Origin of the sequence: Neobacillus niacini (genome assembly GCF_000759675.1) — a bacterium.
GTDB lineage: Bacteria > Bacillota > Bacilli > Bacillales > Cytobacillaceae > Neobacillus > Neobacillus niacini_A.
On record NZ_BAWM01000114.1, the window covers coordinates 1 to 16,758 of the forward strand.

Consider the following 16,758-nt stretch of genomic DNA (forward strand, 5'->3'; position numbering starts at 1 on the left):
GCACGCCGCCAGCGTTCGTCCTGAGCCAGGATCAAACTCTCCAAGAAAGTTGATTAGCTCATTTTGTTACGTTGGCTAGTTTCTTCTATAGAAACTAATATTTTTGTTGACGTTCTTGTTTGTTTAGTTTTCAAAGAACAAGGCTTCGACGTTGAAAAACATCTTGATAGACTACAATGAATTGCTTCTTGCTACCAGCTGAAGATTAACTTCTTCGAGGCGCTATGGCACAGAAGCAATTTCGTCACTTGTTTTAGCGACAAAAAATATCTTACCATATCCTCTTCGCTTGAGTCAACACTTAATTTTTAATTCATCATGTTGTTGACCACTCCGCGAAGGAACTTTCTTATACTTACATCCTGTAGGTCACACTTCAATGTGAAAAATCTTCCAATTTCTTTTTAACTCACGCTTTTATAAATATCATATAGAACAATCTTGCCTTTATGTATAACTATTGTGTATGGAATTGGAGTTATCCTTATTCATAATGAACTAAAACCTGCTTAATTGGTGGATTAAGCAGGTTTCTTCTATTATTCATTATTATCCTTGATAATTGTCCTTTTTTAATGGAAGGATGTAGGATTCACCTTTTTCATAAATCCCCAATAATTTTTGAATCATACTTAATTTAGGAACTACACGAAACACCACAAACGCCGAAACAATACTAATCATTGCCCCAACCAGGATATCTGCTGGATAGTGAACCCCTACCCAAATGCGTGATATACCAACTAGAAATGCAAGCAGTACCCAGGTAAATCCTCTACCGCCTCTAAATAACCAGAATGTCACACAAAACGAAAAAAACAAAATCGTATGGTCACTTGGAAATGAATTATCTATTGCTTTTTCAATTAATTTATTTACATTAGACAGTTCGGCAAATGGCTGGTGATTCGAATGAATTTTTCCAGCTACTTTTCCGATGATTTCAGCCACAGCAAAGGTAATTAATCCACAAATCACCATTATTCTATTTTTGTGTTTGCGTGTAAACCAGAATGTAAGAACCGCTAGCGCTAAGAAAATAACCATATATTCTGCAATAACTACAACAACAAGATTAAAACTTGTATATTCTTTACCTAAATCATTAATAAATCTAAATAAATTCTCATTCATGACCTAACTCCCCCTCAATACTTCTATAAGAGGAGTATATGGGAAATACAGTAATCCCCAAATTTCTTTTCCTTACAATAACCTTACACTTTTGTAAGAGTTTTATTTTATTAACCAAAGAATCTTATTCTTTTTATAAATTTTGTACATAGACTAATATGTTGCTTTTGTAGTTAAGCATATTTCCCCTGACACCAGCATACTGTTTGAAAGAATGGAAAGGAGAATCACACCTATGGCTAACGAGGAAGCTATAAAAAAGGTTGAAAGCATTACTAATCCAAAGGTACGTAATATTGTAAGAATTTGTGTGGAACAAGGCTGTCGTTTCAAGCCACATCCAAGCAATCCAAACTTAGTGAATTTGTTTGATCCTGCCAGAAGGAAAAATATTATCGGCGATATTAACCTATCCAGTTCTAGAGGATATTTCACACTTGAGGTGGAAAATGGACGTTTTAAGTCCTTTCGAAATGAAGTGATTGGATTAGATATAGATCAGGCAGAATTTGAGGAAAGAGTGTTAAAGCGATTAAAGCGTTAATTCCTTCGATCATTAGTGAAAGATTAAAAAACGCTTGGAGCTATTTTTCCAAGCGTTTTTGCATATAATTCGTTTCAAATTCTGATACAGGATCATGATAAGCCATGTGCTTAATCATTTTTTCTGTATATAACCACTAATTCTATTCACAAAAAAGGGAAATTTACTTTTTAAGTAAATTTCCCTTTTAAAAGTATTATCAGAATGTTCTAGGTTACAAAATAGGAGAAAGTAGTCTAGAAATAGATTCTTTAAGACGAACTTCTAAAGAACGTTTTTGGTAACCTTCAAACGTCAGTAACATCGATACCTTTATATCCTCTTTAAAAGTTTCCGTTAGTTTTCTAGATACCCCTTCATCATATAAAAAGGCATTTACTTCAAAATTGAGTTTAAAGCTTCGATAGTCAATGTTCGCAGTACCAACGGAAGAGATTTCTTCGTCGACAACCAGTGTTTTAGCATGAATAAAACCATTTTTGTAGATGTAGACCTTTGCGCCAACTTTTAATAATTCACTAACATGTGAGAGAGTTGCCCAATAAACAAATAAGTGATCTGGTTTATCTGGGATCATAATATTGACCTCCACTCCAGATGAGCAGGCGATTCTTAGTGCATCTAACAAACTTGTATCTGGGATAAAGTAAGGTGTTTGGATATAAATAGATTTTTTTGCGGACAAAATCATCTTTATATAGCCATTCTTAATTTGTTGAAATTCAGAATCAGGACCACTTGTCACGATTTGAATTCCGATTTTCCCATGAGAAATATCCTCCGGATAAAGATTAGGAACATAGTCAACATCTTGGTCATCTGAGGCTTGATTCCAATCCAGGATGAAACGGGTCTGGAGAGCATAAACAGCAGTCCCTTGAATCCGTAAATGGGTATCCCGCCAATAGCCAAATTTCTTATTAAGTCCTAAATATTCATCACCAACATTGAAACCGCCCACATAGCCAATTTTCCCATCAATAATAACTAGTTTTCGGTGGTTCCGATAATTCATCCTAAGATTTATAAACCGAAATTTAGATGGGAAAAAGACCTCCACTTGTCCTCCAGCTTTCCGAAATTCTCTAAATGATCTTTTCGGCAAGCTACGCGATCCTAATTCGTCATAAAGAATTCGAACCTTTACTCCTTGCTTCGCTTTTACTGTCAAAGCCTCTATAAGTTTTTTGCCCAGGTTATCATTTTTAATGATGTAATATTGAATATGAATATAATTCCTGGCTGCTTTTATATCTTTAAATAACTGGTCAAATTTTTCTTTACCGTCTGTAAAGATCTCAACAGAATTATCCTCTGTTAGGATGGCTTGATTGTTAATCATATGCATGTATATCAAATCATGGTTATCCTGTGTTACATCATTGCGATAATAGAATTGATTCAAACGAATTTTGGTCAATTGCGTTTCTAATGCTTTTTCAAAACCAGTCTTTTTAAGATCATCCCATTGGAAAAGCCGTTTTCGACTTAAATTTTGTCCCAATAATAAATACATCACAAATCCCAAGATTGGAATAAAAAATAGAACTAATAGCCAGGCCCACGTAGAACCAACGTCCCTTCTTTCTTGAAAAATGACAATGAGGGCCAAAATGATATTTAAAACAAGTAAAAAGCCTAATAATAAAGACGTAATATTCATGGCAAAAACCCTCTCAATCGACATAAAAATACTTTAGCAGATTTCTTTCATATTTACTTGTAGTTTATCCTAGTATCTTCTTCTTTTTCTCTGCCATCCGATGAAGACGATAAGGAGAATGACTAAAATTAGGTATATATAATTAGAATATTGGTCCATTCTATCCACAACGACTTCCCAATTTTCACCTACACTTGCCCCCAGATTGATCAACAGTGTATTCCAAATGATGGTGCCTAAGGTTGTGAAGCTGACGAACAGCCAGAAATTCATTTTCGCCATTCCTGCAGGGATTGAAATTAGGCTGCGGATAAGAGGAATGAAGCGACAGAAAAAAACCGTCCAAATACCATATTTGCCAAACCATGCATCAGCGCGGTAGAGGTCCTCTTTTTTTAAACGTAGGAATCGCCCATATCGTTCAATTACTATCTCCAATTTGTTTACATTTAGTATGGCGCCGAGTTGGTAAAGGATGACAGCACCAAACACTGAACCTAACGTGGACGCAGCAATAACTCCAAGAACATTCAGATTGGTTTGAGCCGTCATATATCCTCCAAAAGTTAGAATTACTTCTGATGGGATAGGAGGGAATATATTTTCAAGTGCAATGAGGAGAAATACTCCCCAGTACCCAAACTGTTCTATAAATTCTTTGATCCATAATTCCATAATAGCCTCCATTGATTGAAAAATAACGTTTATAGTCTTACGTTTAGCTATCGGAAAAGTTTCAAAATGGGTCGTCTTCTTCTAATTACTATATTTTTTGCAGGTAAAATTAAAACCAATTTTCAATGAAAAAAGCATTTGAGAGTTCAAATGCTTTTCAGAGTTTCGCTAATTTAGTTGGCTAACGCTGATATAATTCGTTTATCGCTGATATATTTTTTTATCGCTGATAAAATTCATTTATCGCAGAATTCTTATTCAACTGGCTTTGTTAAAGCAGTTTTAGTGCTTCGCTAATGGGTACTATACCAGAAACGAGGTCGAATGACTTGTAGTATGTATTTTCTTCTGTTAAGGAATGGATAATGGTTTTTGCCACGTCTTCACGTGGTATCTTCCCGCTTCTTATATCTTCTGATGCTGTGATTTTTCCTGTCCCCGGCTCATTCAATAGCCCACCTGGACGGATTATTGTGTAGGTTAGTTCGCTTTGTTCAAGCATTTTATCTGCATAGTATTTTGCAGCATAATATGGAAGCATTTTCTCATGCCAGTTTTCTCTTCTGTGTGCCTGAATTGCGCTAACCATAATGAAGCGTTTAATTCCTACTATCTCTGCCGCTTCGATTGTTTTGACAGCACCATCAAGATCAATTAGCAGTGTTTTATCATATCCAGTATTCCGACCAGATCCGGCGGTGAATATGATGGCATTACAGCCTCTTGCAGCCTGAGCAATATCTTCGACACTTTGTTCTAAGCAGGCAACTGCTACTTCTATATCAAGTTTTTTAAAAGCCTCTGCTTGTTCTTCCTTCCTAACCATCGCTTTGACAGTATGTTCATGACTGTCCCTGAGCTGATTAACAAGAAGTTTTCCAACCTGCCCATTAGCTCCAACCACTAATACGTTCATCGTTGTTAGCTCCTTACCTTGTTTACGCCTATTATTTCATTGTGAGAACAACTTATTCAAATAATGGAAGGGTAAGCTGCCAGGACACACCAAATTTATCCACAATCCAGCCAAACTTTTTACTAAATCCATAATTATCTAGCGGCATTAGAGGACCACCGCCATCCACTAATTTCTCATAAAGTCTGTCAATTTCCTCTTCAGTATCACATGTAATAAAAATAGAAAACGATGGTGTAAAAGTAAATGCATGTTTTACATTACTATCAATACACATAAATTCCTGCCCTTTTAATGAAAACGTCGCATGCATGACGCTTCCTTCATCACCTGGTTGATTGGGACCATACCGTGTAATGCTGGTGATTTCTGAATTCTCTAGCAATGTAATGTAATAATTCATTGCTTCTTCCGCATTTCCTTCAAACATTAAAAAAGGTGTAACCTTCGTCATTTACAATCTCTCCTTTACTCAACCATATTAGTATTTACATACACAATTAGAATAACATATCCAACCAAGATAATTGGGGCGATCACATCGATATTCTGGTAATAATGAAGGATCTCCCATCATCACCTACATCTGACCTAGCAAAAAACTGCACCTAATAGATGCAGTTATCGTAGAGCTATTCTTTTTTCTCAGGAATAATACAGTTGCCATCCACACAGCTTGCGTCTTCTGCACTAACTGTTGAAAGGTCCTGCAGTACAGGAGCTGGATTTTCTTCTTCCCATACTTTTTGAAGTGCTTCTGCAAAAGTAGATGTTGGCTGTGCACCAGAGATGGCATATTTTTGATTGACAATAAAAAATGGTACACCGGTAATCTGATATTGCTGTGCAATCGATTGATCGATACGGACATCATTTGCATACGCTTTTTCATCTTGTAGAACCTTTAATGACTCTTCGCGATCAAGCCCTGACGCCACGGCAATATCAGCTAAAGTTTCTAGGTCACCTACATTTTTGGAATCCGTAAAATAAGCATAAAGAAGTTTTTCTGTAATAGCAGCTTCTTTCCATTGTGTTTTCGCAAATTTCGCCAATCGGTGAGCGTTAAAGGTATTGGTTGGCTTCATGTTATCAAAATTAAACGTCAGACCAACAGTAGCCGCTTGCTCACCCACATTTTGATTCATTTGCTTTACTTGTTCAATACTCATCCCGTATTTTGAAGCTAATGATTCATGGATACTTTTCTCACTATTTGATGGTGAGTTAGGATCCAGCTCAAAGCTTTTAAATTCTACTTCAACACTGTCCCTATGTGGAAATTGAGACAATGCCTCCTCTAAACGAGCCTTTCCTATATAACAAAATGGACAGACAAAATCAGACCATACTTCTATTTTCATGGTTACACCTCTTTCTACGATTCATTCTTATAGTATCACAGCCTTATAAAAAACTTAAAAATCATGCTCACTCACAAATTGGTTAAAACTACACATATTTAAAGGATATCTACACAAATTCATCCTATATCTACACATTTTTTGAATATATCTACACACTTTTTGAATATATCAACACATTAATCATGGATATCTACAAATCAACTTAAAAACCAAAACGCACCCTAATCCCGGAGGCGTTTCCCTTCATTTATTACTTAAATTCAGGTTCCTTACCACTTAACCATGCCTCAAAGTAATCCTTTGCTGTAGGTCCCAGTTCTTCCGAAAAAACTGAGATGAAGTCATTTCCTGATGCGATTTCATATTGATATTCTATAAAATAAGTCTGAAGCAATTGATCCATTTTCTCTTTCCCAATTTCTTTTTCAAGGTTATCCAGCATTAAGGCACCTTTTTGATAGACAAGCTGTGAATAGGATCCAATGTTTTTAAATTTATCAACAGGACTACCTATAAATATGCCTCCTCTTTCATGGACTTCCGTTCCTTGTGTCATATTCTTTCTCATCTCTAAATCTCCAGCACCATGCTCCGGAAATTCTTCTAACATCAATCTCGTGGACGCATAGGTCGCCAACGCCTCATCCAACCAAGGTTCTTTTACTTCGTCATTGCCCACCATTCCATACCACCATTGATGTGCAGTTTCATGGACAACTGAGCCAATCTCCGTTTCATTACTTTCAAGTATGTTTTTGGGGAGGTAAATCAAACCTGGAAATTCCATTGCTGTAAACATACCAGTCCGAACGATATCATATTCCGGATACGGATATGGTCCATAAACCTCACTAAAATAGGATAATGCTTTTATCCCTGCTTCATGGTTCTGCTTTGCCGCCTCCTGGCTGTCACTAGCCAGGTACCATGTATTCACGGTGGTTTCCCCTACTTGATCTGATAACTTTTGGTAGTTTTCATCCATAATTACCATGGCAAAGTCCCGTACATTTTCAATTGAAGTTGTGAAGGTCAAAGTTCCATCCTGTTCCTTTACAGCTTCTTTTTCCTTACCGGTGCTCGCAATTTTATAATTGTTCGGTACAGTTACTATGACAGTATACTTCCCAACCTGACTATAAAAAGGATCTCCTACCGAATGATACGGATCTGTAACCCAGCCTCTCTTATCATATACAGCCTGAATGGGTATCCAATTTCCAAGCCAAATCCCATTCTCATCATAGGCGAACCGACCATTATTCTTCGGAACTTTCATTGTAAATTTCAATTCAAGGTCAATCGCTTCACCCTTTTTCCATTTGTCCAATGGTATTTCAAGGACCGTGTCTTTTATTTCAAAACTTCCTCCCTTTCCATTTACCTGAACTTCCGTAACCTCCATCGAACCGGGTTCAGAATTCTCATCAATGATTTGACACCAAAATCCACCTAGTAGATCAACAGCTTCACGGAACTGATTAGGGTATATGTGAAAGTAAATTTTGTCCTGATTTTTCCCGGTATTGTTTGTAGCCTTCACTTTAAGTGCGCCCGTTAACTTTTTCTCCTCTACATTAACTTTCACGCTAGAATCGTATTCTGTCGGAATGAATTTCTCAGCCTCTGAAGTTGGAGCCTTATTATCACCTTTATTGGTTCCAGTAGTTTCCTTGGAGTTTTTTTCTTTACACCCTGCGCAAAATACCGCAAGTGCTATCAAAACAGCAGCTAGCCAATAACCTCTCCCCTTTTTTGTTTTGTGGTACTTTTTCAGTGGCCTCTGGCACTGGCAGGAGATTATTTTATTATGCATCTTTTTGTCTTGTTTTTCTAAGTACCAGAAAAACATAAGAAATGACTGCTCCGCTTGAGGCGAATACGATGACGAGCCCCATAGGGATTGCGGATTCTCCCCCCCCTATTCCAACTAAAGGGGAAGTTAACCCGCCAAATACTAGTGATAATACACCTAACAGTGCGGAGGCACTGCCTGCATTTTTACCTTGCTTTTGCATGGCGAGCGAGAATCCTGCAGTATTAACGATACCGACACTTGATACAACAAAAAATAATGGGACTAAAATCATCCATAACTCTACCTGAAGCAGCAGAAGAATAAGCAAGACAATACCACCAGAAAAGGACATACATAATCCGAAGACTAATAGCTTTGACTCCTGAATCCTTCCTGCTAGTCTACCAGTTATTTGGCTTGCAATCATAATTCCAATCCCATTGATTGCAAAAATAAGACTAAACATTTGTGGCGAAGCACCATATAGGATTTGCACCACAAAGGGAGAACCAGATATGTAAGCAAACATTGCGGCGAAAACAAGTCCCTGCGAAAATGCATACCCAATAAAACTCCGGTCAAAGATAAGATTTCGAAATGTCAAAAGGGTATTTTTGATTCCACCTTGTAACCGACTATCATCAGGAAGTGTTTCCGATAATCCGAAAAGGACGACAATAAACATAACAATTGCGATTAAACCTAGGACAATAAAGATCCCTTGCCATGGGACAAATCTAAGGATCTGAGCACCCGCAACTGGAGCTAAAATCGGTGCAGCCCCGTTTACTAGAGAAAGGAGGGCAAAGAATTTGGTTAATTCAGTTCCAGTATATAAGTCTCGTACAATCGCCCTTGAGATAACCATCCCTACAGATCCAGCCAGCCCTTGAATGAAACGCAACAGAATGAATGTCCAAATGGAAGGACTAAATACACACAATATTGAAACGACAAAATAAATCATTAAACCAATTAAAAGTGGTTTACGCCTCCCGCGAATATCACTAATTGGCCCCGCAAAGAGCTGTCCCAAAGATAATCCTACCAAGAAAAAGGTTAGACTTAGCTGAATAAAAGACGGGCTGATATGAAAGTAATCAGCTATTATGGGTAGTGCGGGCAAATACATATCAATGGATAAGGGGGCAAAGGCTGCTAATGACCCTAACACCATAGCCATCCATAAGCGTTTGGAGCGAGAAATAGTCCTTGGATTATCTATTGAACTATTTAAAGAAGAACCCAAATTTAATTCATTCCCTTCATACATTCGTTTTTTAAAATTCCAATTATGGTTACTATAAATCAAATTATCAAACTTAGAAACAAAGTTTTTCTCCTTCGTACCTCATTAGTAAGCTTTGGTACAATAGAGAGGATTATTAATGTAAAAATAGAATATTGTATTACTTGTTATTTTTTTGGGAAAATTACAATAATTATATAATATGAGGTGTTTCAGGATGAAGGAATGGACAAAAGAAATTGAAATTAACGCTCCTATTGCGAAGATATGGGAGTTATTTGATGGTTCTTTAGAAAAAATGCAAAAGATTATGCCTCAAGTCGTTGGGAATACACCCGTGAAGGTGACGGAAGAAGGCGTTGGGACGATCTATCGCCAGCAGTATAAAGAAGGTAAACGGATTGAAGAGTATGATGTTGAAACATTAGAATATTTGAATACTCCCGATCATAAAAAAATGAAGGTTGGATTTACCTTGGCAAACATTTTTGAAATTACTGCTGCGTATGAATTAAAGAAAATAAATGAACATAAAACACGTTTCAAATACACAGCTACGAATAAACCGTTAAAAGCGATATTTAAATTATTCTTATGGTTTGCAAGTGATAAGACAGTCGTTAAATTTGTAGACAGGGTTAAGGAATTGGCCGAAGAAGAATATGTTTTGGTTAAATAATGAAAGGAGCCTAAGATGGTAGATTATCGTTTCTCACATCGATTAAAGGTGCGTTATTCGGAAGTTGATGGGCAAAAGATTGTTTTTTATTCACATTACTTAACGTATATTGATGTAGCCGTCACAGAATATTTCCAGCAGCTTCTTCACCACGATGAAAAGTTTGATTTTGTTCTAGCAAAATCGACAATCGAGTATAAACGATCAGCATTCTTTAATGACTGGCTCACCATTTGGTGCAGGATGGAAAGAGTTGGCAACAAAAGCATGACGATGAATTTTATGATGACGAGAGAAGATGAAATAGAGCCTGTTCTCCTGGCTGAAATTATTTACGTGAGCGTTGACCACGAAACAAAAAAGCCCTGCCCCGTTCCTGATTTTGTAAGAGAACGAATCGAACTATTCGAGCTAGAATATCAAAAAAATTCCCCATTTTAAAAATGAGGAATTTTTTTATTAATAATTTACCAACATATTTGGTTCAAGGAAGTAAAGACTTTCTCTTTTCACTTTTTCCTTCGTTATTTCTTCCCATGCCTGCTTATAGAAGGACAGCTGAGCACTATAAAAAGCTTGCAGCTTTTCATAATCTTCTTTCCTTTTTGCCCGGTCTGTCTTGTAATCGACAATCATCCATTCACCAATCTTTTTGTAGATGAGATCGATAATCCCTTTTACAAAGAAAGGATGATGATCCTCTGGATTCTTTGTTATTAGTGCATAAAGGGAATCCTGCTTGTCTACTTTTAACGTGAAAGAAACTTCCGTTAAGACTTCATCGGCTGTTTGTATTTCATCCCATAGTTGAGAATTTCGTAAGTTGGTAAGATAATTGATAACCTCATCATCTCGTGAAGCTGGAATATCATTGCTGTTTAATGCCACTTTGATGTACTTAGTCACATCGTGACCTTGAACGACCTTTTCAAAAACATCATGAATAAGTGTTCCCCATTCTTTTCCGCCGCCAGCTTCCCGTTCAATCTCGATTACATCTAAAAAATCCTTATCCTTCGTTGGCGTCCAGTGTTCAAAGGATTTAACTTTGCTTTGCTCCAGCCACGAAAGTTTACTAACTGTTTTTGCTTGGTACTCCGCAAATGTGATTTCATTAGCGGCAGCCTTTTCGACCTTCTCTACTTCCGGAATTTCCACTTCCTCGATGTTTTCCATCTCAAATAGGAGGTTCCAAGGATTTTTCTTATTGCTTCCGTTCGAACTAATCACAAGGGCTTTTTCTGCGCGGGTAGCGGCAACATAAATAATCCGCAGTTCTTCTTCTGTTAGGTAGATGAGTTCCTCCGCATTATACGTCTCCCAGTTAAGGGGAACAGCGATTTCCTTATCTTGAAACCCATTCTTTATTGTAAAGGTAAAGTAGCCTTTTGAAGAATAGTCTTCTCGTTTAATATGCTGTGATAAAAAGGAAACTGGATTCACCTGTTTGGCAGGATGCGCCAAGAAAACAATCGGCGCCTCGAGCCCCTTTGCTTTGTGAACATTCATTACCCGAACCGCATCAGCCCCTTCCTCCATATTCGCGACAGCGGTTTTTTCAAAAAGCAATTTTGTAAGAGAATCAATTATTTGCTTATAGTTGGTATTCCCCGCAGCCTCCTGTTTACGTAGAGCCTCCATCATTTGCAGCATACTTTTATATGAGCGTTTGTTACGACCATTTTTTAAAAGCAATGGATAAAATCCTACTACCTCCATAATACTTTCAATGGCAGCAGTTGGAGATAACTGACGGATTCTCTGTTGACATAACTTTAATATCGTTAATGAGTTATTAAATTTTTCCTTAATTGCAGGAGACATATCCCCCGGAATATCGCTATAGATAGAAAATCTACCCTTTGTTTGCTTCCATTCATACAGTTCTTGATCACTGATTCCGAAGAAAATCCCGCGAAGAACGGCAACAAAACTCACTTCATCCGTAGGATCGATAAAGGATTTCAATAAAATCCATAAATCTTGAAACTCTCTTGTTTCACCTAGGACTACCTCACCCGAGATACTAATCGGAATATCCAACGACTCGATCATTTTGGCATAGAGGGAAACGCCATCATTGTACCTTGTCAGTACCATAAAGTCCTTTGCTCTATATCCTTGTTTTAGCAGAGATTGAATCGTGAGTGAAATGTTTTCTGCATCCTTCAGGATTACATCATCTTTCTTACTGAAATCTGCTGGAACTGATAAACGTTTGATTCCCGTGAATGCTGTCCCATCATCAACCTGGTGTGCAATCAATGGACGATAGGCTGCTTGATGCAGGGTTTCGACGGCAGGTAAATGTTTTTCAAAAACAGGATTTAACTCCTCCGTTACACTATTTACGGATCTGAAATTTGTGATCAACTGTAGAACTTCACCGTCATGTTCTTCCATTAACTGTTTCACACGGTTGTATGTATCAATATCAGCTCGACGGAATCGATAAATCGCTTGTTTGGGGTCACCCACCACGAATAGCGAGCCTGGCCTGGATCTACACTTCGTCCATATTTGTTCTCTTGGATTCTCACTCGTTAAATAAAACATAATTTCAGCTTGTAGCGGGTCCGTGTCTTGAAATTCATCTACTAGCAAGAAGCGATATTTTTCTTGAAAATAGCTTCTTACTTCAGGGTTCTTTTTTAACAACTGGGAGGAATGCATCATTAAATCCTGAAAATTTAATAATGAGCGCTCCATTTTTAAAGCTTCATAGGCTGATAACGCTTCTTGAATGATAGCTACGATAAACGGATGGCAATATTCCTTCCAGGCTTGGAGTAATGGCTTTATTGACACGTTAAAAAATGATGTAATTTTTTCTTCGTAAAACTTTGCGTCCTCTTTAGAATGCCAGCGGTTTAATGTCGGCTTTAAGCTTTTATTAAACAATTCCATTATACTAATGATGTTCTTCTCTTTGGTTACATCCATCAATCTTTCTTTTTGTATCGCCGTCATGATCGCTTTTTGTAAGGAATCATATCCTTTTGCGGGTTCTTGATCCGGTATGGATTTTTTTGCTTCTTTTACCAGCTTCATGAACAATTGAAAATCTGTTGTGAAAGTAGGTTTAGTAACACTCTCTGTTATCCATTCGACATCGGAATATTCCTTAAGATGTTCTACCCATGGGAAGATTTGATCCACACTAATGCCTAATTCATTGATCTGGTCAATTAGATAGGGTTTATCATCCATTACATCTTTTAAATACCTTTGCCACGCTTCCTCCAAAAGCTCCAAATCATCGGACTCTTCTAGTTCCTTAAAGGTTAAATCCAAATTGGCTTCAATCGGCCGTTCACGAAGCAGCTTGGCACAAAAGGAATGAACCGTCCCTAAAAAGCAGCATTCAATATTTTGAAGAGCCTCTGCTAACCGAAATTTGATATCAAGGTTATTTTCATTTTTCCATGCTTCTTCTAATTTCGATTGAAATCGCACCTTTAGCTCATCTGCCGCTTTTCTAGTAAAGGTAATCGCAACAATTTCTTGGATTTCTGCTGTTCCGGTGATAATGAGGTTCACCATTCGTTCTACTAAGCTGGTCGTTTTACCAGAGCCTGCGCCGGCTTCGACTAAGAAATTCGTTTGCAGCTCGTATTTGATTTTATCCCTAGCAGCTTGATCAATAATTTTTTTAGTCATATGCGCGAACCCCCTTTAGCTTCTGATTGGACTGCTTCTTCTCAAGGGCGTCTTTATCATAGAAGTGGCGGCGGCAAACCAACTTGTATTCGCAAAATTTACAATCATTTTCGTCCTCAGTCATTTCAAAATGGCCATGTTTAATCACGTCAATGAGCTTTTGCAATATATCTAACCCATTCGTCCTTAATGCAGCGTCCTGCTTCCTGGTAAATCGCTGTGCCAGTCCCTTCATGGTCGGAAAGTAATAAGAACTTTCCTCCACAGATCCCTCACCTTGATTTAAGTGCTGTTCAATTGCTAATGCATAAATCATATGCTGAAGCTGACGCCCGCCTTTAAAGGCTTTATTTTTCTCATAACCATAGGTACTTCCAGTTTTATAATCGATAATATGGTACCTGCCATCAAGAGATTGATCGACACGGTCAATGATTCCAGAAATCTTTACTTCTCCTGATGGTAGTGTAATAATCGCCGGTTCTTGGTCCCCAATGCCAAATGAATATTCAAATTGGAGCGGATTGTATTGCTCGCCATGAACCTCTTCTTCTTTTAGGAAGATATCGCAGCATGCCAATATCTCATTCATTTCCCGTTGATATACTCTGTCATTAGGCGGCGGCAGGATTTCTCTTTCTTTTTCAATGAGATTTACAGCGATTGCCATGATTTTTTCATAATGGAGGGCATAGGCTGGTTTAACATTTTGTTGTGTCATTTCCTTATAAAAAGTTTCAAAAATACAATGAAGCAGACTGCCCCGAGTTGCCGGGTCCAGCCATTTATTCGCATCATATGAAACTTCTTCGATTTGCCTAACCCTTAATACCTCCTTGAGGAAGTAAGAATAAGGACATCTTGCAAGTGTCTCCAGTTTCCCTGCACTCATTGTTTTTTCCTGATTAATTCGTGGGTCATATTGTTCTACATCCATTTGAATCAATCCATCGTATTCGGAATAGCTTTCTGATAAACGAGCGCTTTCCGCCGAAAGACCCTCTTTGACATTCTGAAAATGATTAAGTATCCCTTCGTTTATTTTTGAAGGTGTATCTTGAATTAATTTTTCATTCCAATAGTCTTTATCCTCAAATATCTCATTAGCAACAAGCTTGGAAACCTGTAACTTTAAGTCTTTGAATTCAGCATTTTGATTGCCCGTAATCATTCGATAGCATTGTAGAATAACATGTGCAGGGTTTACAACGCGATTTTCATTGATGGAAAAATCGCAATAGCTGACTGTTACCTTACCTGTTGAATGGGCTAAAACTTGCAGGAGCGTATACAGGTTTTCCTGACCTCTCTCACGAAGTAATGGCAGCTTGTTAGCTAGAGCGATTCGCTCTGTATCTAACAGCATTGGATCTTCTCCTGAATTACCTGGAAACTTACGATTATCGAGCCCCAAGAAAAATACATTTGGTATGCTATTATATACACCTTTTTTATAAGAAGTAATATGTAAATGTCCTGGCTTTGGACGCGCTTGATTTACCATTAATGAAAGTAGCAGGTCATTCATTTTTTCAAAAACATCGTGCCTTGAGAGTTCCTCATCACCATATGGAACGATTTTATCAATTTCATCCAAAAGTGTTGTTTTTGAAATTTCATCGAGTGCAGAGCTGCTTTTACTATGATTTTTTACAAAATAGGCAATTCCGGTTAAGCATTTCTTATAATTAATAAATTGATCAAAGTTTGGCAGCTTTTTAAAAATCTGTGTAAACCATTGATTTAACCATGTCAATTCGTGTAATCTATTTTCAACTTCTACCTCTTTTTCAGATAATCGTTTCCATTCATTTTCAAGCAGTGTTAGGTACCGTTCCTTCGACCAACCGATTTGTAAATCCCGGAGCACTCTAACGATTTTGGATTTAGATGGTGAATCGTCACCAAGGGTGATTAAGCCTTCATTCAGCAAATCGATAAAGGTTTGCACACTATAATTGGATTGGATCCAAGTAATTAATCCAGAAACTAACCGTCCAGGACGACTAAATGAAATTGGTAACCCTTCACCAAAGGTTATTGGAATATCAAACTTTTGTGCTAGGTGGAAAAACGGTGTTATGTAGGCATCAGCATTTGTATAAAAAACTACACTCTCATCAAGCGGTGCTTTCAATGATTTTATCTTTTCTAATACATGTTTCACTTCCATTTCCTCCGTTTTTGAAGTGAAAACATTTATAGGTCCTTTCCCTGCTTCATCAAGCTGATATAAGTAGCTTAACGGCGTTGGCTCTCCCCAGGATATCGATGATAAGCTTGACCTTTCTGGGATGTTTATCCCTAAGACAGGTGCAAGCGGTAGTTTGAATGACCCTTCAGGCAGGATTTTACTAAGAAGCTGCTCCTCAAGATGTGTTAGGTGCAAATTCGATTGTAAAGCGAAAACCGCATTTTCATCCTTTTTGACAAATTGTATAGCTTTTATTAGGATTGAAGCGTTATCAGTAAATTGGTTGTTAATAAGCATTTTTTCATATTCAGATAATATATTGACTAGATCCTCTGCTTTTTCAGGGGCAAGGAAAGCATCCTTCTTAAGTGTTCTCGCCTCGTAACCTGCAAGTCGGAGAATTTGAAAAGTAGAATAGATGGCATGACTAAAAGAAGGAGTAATCTCCATTCCTGAAAAATAAAGGAGTTTTCCCTGATCTTTTAGTTCCTTCAGTATCGTATAGGTAAAATGAACGCCAACTGTCCCATCTAAAACTTTAATGGGATGATCTGAATTTAATTCCACTAGATCCATGGCAAGATTATGTACAGTCTTAAACTTAAGATTGATACCCCGATGACCCTCTTTAATGAAAGCTTCATTGATTTGTTCTCCAATTGCGAAAGAATCAACAATAACGATTTTTTCCTTAAAGAGAAATTGAGTACAGATTTGGTTAAGGTCATTGACTAACGAATGCATGGTACCCCTCCATTGTAGACTCACATTGTTGGTCACATTATATCATTTTTCGATTTAAGGATGACAGGGAAATCCATGTTTTTACAAAAATGAATGGATTAAACATATCTTGTTGGAGATAATAACCTCGATTAC

At 37.5% G+C, this 16,758-nt stretch carries 13 protein-coding genes; 3 read left to right on the forward strand and 10 right to left on the reverse strand.

Going from position 1 to position 16,758, the window contains the following annotated elements; translation table 11 throughout:
- Nucleotides 1-549 precede the first annotated feature (549 nt).
- Nucleotides 550-1,134, reverse strand: a complete 585-nt coding sequence (locus TR08_RS24190; RefSeq protein ID WP_045522615.1) for an undecaprenyl-diphosphatase — start codon at nucleotides 1,132-1,134, stop codon at nucleotides 550-552.
- Nucleotides 1,135-1,369: 235 nt separating this feature from the next.
- Between TR08_RS24190 and TR08_RS24195 the strand changes: the two genes are divergently transcribed.
- Nucleotides 1,370-1,678 carry a hypothetical protein gene (locus tag TR08_RS24195; RefSeq protein ID WP_045522617.1) on the forward strand — a complete coding sequence of 103 codons (309 nt, stop codon included), beginning with the start codon at nucleotides 1,370-1,372 and terminating at the stop codon, nucleotides 1,676-1,678.
- Nucleotides 1,679-1,892: 214 nt separating this feature from the next.
- On the opposite strand, the gene cls is transcribed toward TR08_RS24195, so the two are convergent.
- From cls to TR08_RS24230, 7 genes are all read right to left on the reverse strand, one after another.
- Nucleotides 1,893-3,341: a cardiolipin synthase gene (gene cls / locus TR08_RS24200; protein ID WP_045522619.1), complete on the reverse strand. Its 1,449-nt coding sequence runs from the start codon at nucleotides 3,339-3,341 to the stop codon at nucleotides 1,893-1,895.
- Between the two features lie 69 nt (nucleotides 3,342-3,410).
- The gene (locus TR08_RS24205) at nucleotides 3,411-4,016 is read right to left on the reverse strand and encodes a DedA family protein (RefSeq protein ID WP_045522621.1); all 606 of its coding nucleotides are present in this window, start codon (nucleotides 4,014-4,016) and stop codon (nucleotides 3,411-3,413) included.
- Nucleotides 4,017-4,287: 271 nt separating this feature from the next.
- The gene (locus TR08_RS24210; protein ID WP_045522623.1) at nucleotides 4,288-4,932 is read right to left on the reverse strand and encodes an SDR family oxidoreductase; all 645 of its coding nucleotides are present in this window, start codon (nucleotides 4,930-4,932) and stop codon (nucleotides 4,288-4,290) included.
- 52 nt (nucleotides 4,933-4,984) lie between these two features.
- Nucleotides 4,985-5,386 (reverse strand): VOC family protein, encoded by a 402-nt coding sequence (locus TR08_RS24215; RefSeq protein ID WP_045522625.1) that lies wholly within the window; start codon nucleotides 5,384-5,386, stop codon nucleotides 4,985-4,987.
- A 178-nt stretch (nucleotides 5,387-5,564) separates the two neighbouring features.
- Nucleotides 5,565-6,296 (reverse strand): DsbA family oxidoreductase, encoded by a 732-nt coding sequence (locus TR08_RS24220; protein ID WP_045522629.1) that lies wholly within the window; start codon nucleotides 6,294-6,296, stop codon nucleotides 5,565-5,567.
- A 253-nt stretch (nucleotides 6,297-6,549) separates the two neighbouring features.
- The gene (locus TR08_RS24225) at nucleotides 6,550-8,151 is read right to left on the reverse strand and encodes a M1 family metallopeptidase (protein ID WP_045522631.1); all 1,602 of its coding nucleotides are present in this window, start codon (nucleotides 8,149-8,151) and stop codon (nucleotides 6,550-6,552) included.
- On the reverse strand, nucleotides 8,108-9,280 hold the full coding sequence (locus tag TR08_RS24230; RefSeq protein WP_081954649.1) for a multidrug effflux MFS transporter: 1,173 nt from the start codon (nucleotides 9,278-9,280) through the stop codon (nucleotides 8,108-8,110). The genes TR08_RS24225 and TR08_RS24230 overlap by 44 nt, the downstream gene beginning before the upstream one ends.
- 283 nt (nucleotides 9,281-9,563) lie before the next feature.
- On the opposite strand from TR08_RS24230, the gene TR08_RS24235 reads away from it, so the two are divergent.
- Nucleotides 9,564-10,025, forward strand: coding sequence for a hypothetical protein (locus tag TR08_RS24235; protein ID WP_045522632.1), 462 nt, complete (start codon nucleotides 9,564-9,566; stop codon nucleotides 10,023-10,025).
- A 15-nt stretch (nucleotides 10,026-10,040) separates the two neighbouring features.
- A complete protein-coding gene (locus TR08_RS24240) occupies nucleotides 10,041-10,466 on the forward strand; it encodes an acyl-CoA thioesterase (RefSeq protein ID WP_045522634.1) in 426 nt (141 codons plus the stop codon).
- Nucleotides 10,467-10,484: 18 nt separating this feature from the next.
- Here the strand turns inward: TR08_RS24240 and TR08_RS24245 are convergent, their stop codons facing one another.
- Together TR08_RS24245 and TR08_RS24250 are read right to left on the reverse strand one after the other, a co-directional pair.
- Complete coding sequence (locus TR08_RS24245; protein WP_045522636.1) at nucleotides 10,485-13,685, reverse strand: UvrD-helicase domain-containing protein; 3,201 nt, start codon at nucleotides 13,683-13,685, stop codon at nucleotides 10,485-10,487.
- Nucleotides 13,678-16,623 (reverse strand): PD-(D/E)XK nuclease family protein, encoded by a 2,946-nt coding sequence (locus TR08_RS24250; protein ID WP_045522638.1) that lies wholly within the window; start codon nucleotides 16,621-16,623, stop codon nucleotides 13,678-13,680. Before TR08_RS24250 ends, TR08_RS24245 begins: the two co-directional genes overlap by 8 nt.
- Between the last annotated feature and the right edge of the window lie 135 nt (nucleotides 16,624-16,758).

Excerpts from the sequence above, each read along its gene's own strand:
- TR08_RS24190 (WP_045522615.1), bottom strand. The coding sequence starts at position 1,134 with ATGAATGAGAATTTATTTAGATTTATTAATGATTTAGGTAAAGAATAT.
- TR08_RS24195 (WP_045522617.1), top strand. The coding sequence starts at position 1,370 with ATGGCTAACGAGGAAGCTATAAAAAAGGTTGAAAGCATTACTAATCCA.
- cls (WP_045522619.1), bottom strand. The coding sequence starts at position 3,341 with ATGAATATTACGTCTTTATTATTAGGCTTTTTACTTGTTTTAAATATC.
- TR08_RS24205 (WP_045522621.1), bottom strand. The coding sequence starts at position 4,016 with ATGGAATTATGGATCAAAGAATTTATAGAACAGTTTGGGTACTGGGGA.
- TR08_RS24210 (WP_045522623.1), bottom strand. The coding sequence starts at position 4,932 with ATGAACGTATTAGTGGTTGGAGCTAATGGGCAGGTTGGAAAACTTCTT.
- TR08_RS24215 (WP_045522625.1), bottom strand. The coding sequence starts at position 5,386 with ATGACGAAGGTTACACCTTTTTTAATGTTTGAAGGAAATGCGGAAGAA.
- TR08_RS24220 (WP_045522629.1), bottom strand. The coding sequence starts at position 6,296 with ATGAAAATAGAAGTATGGTCTGATTTTGTCTGTCCATTTTGTTATATA.
- TR08_RS24225 (WP_045522631.1), bottom strand. The coding sequence starts at position 8,151 with ATGTTTTTCTGGTACTTAGAAAAACAAGACAAAAAGATGCATAATAAA.
- TR08_RS24230 (WP_081954649.1), bottom strand. The coding sequence starts at position 9,280 with ATGGCTATGGTGTTAGGGTCATTAGCAGCCTTTGCCCCCTTATCCATT.
- TR08_RS24235 (WP_045522632.1), top strand. The coding sequence starts at position 9,564 with ATGAAGGAATGGACAAAAGAAATTGAAATTAACGCTCCTATTGCGAAG.
- TR08_RS24240 (WP_045522634.1), top strand. The coding sequence starts at position 10,041 with ATGGTAGATTATCGTTTCTCACATCGATTAAAGGTGCGTTATTCGGAA.
- TR08_RS24245 (WP_045522636.1), bottom strand. The coding sequence starts at position 13,685 with ATGACTAAAAAAATTATTGATCAAGCTGCTAGGGATAAAATCAAATAC.
- TR08_RS24250 (WP_045522638.1), bottom strand. The coding sequence starts at position 16,623 with ATGCATTCGTTAGTCAATGACCTTAACCAAATCTGTACTCAATTTCTC.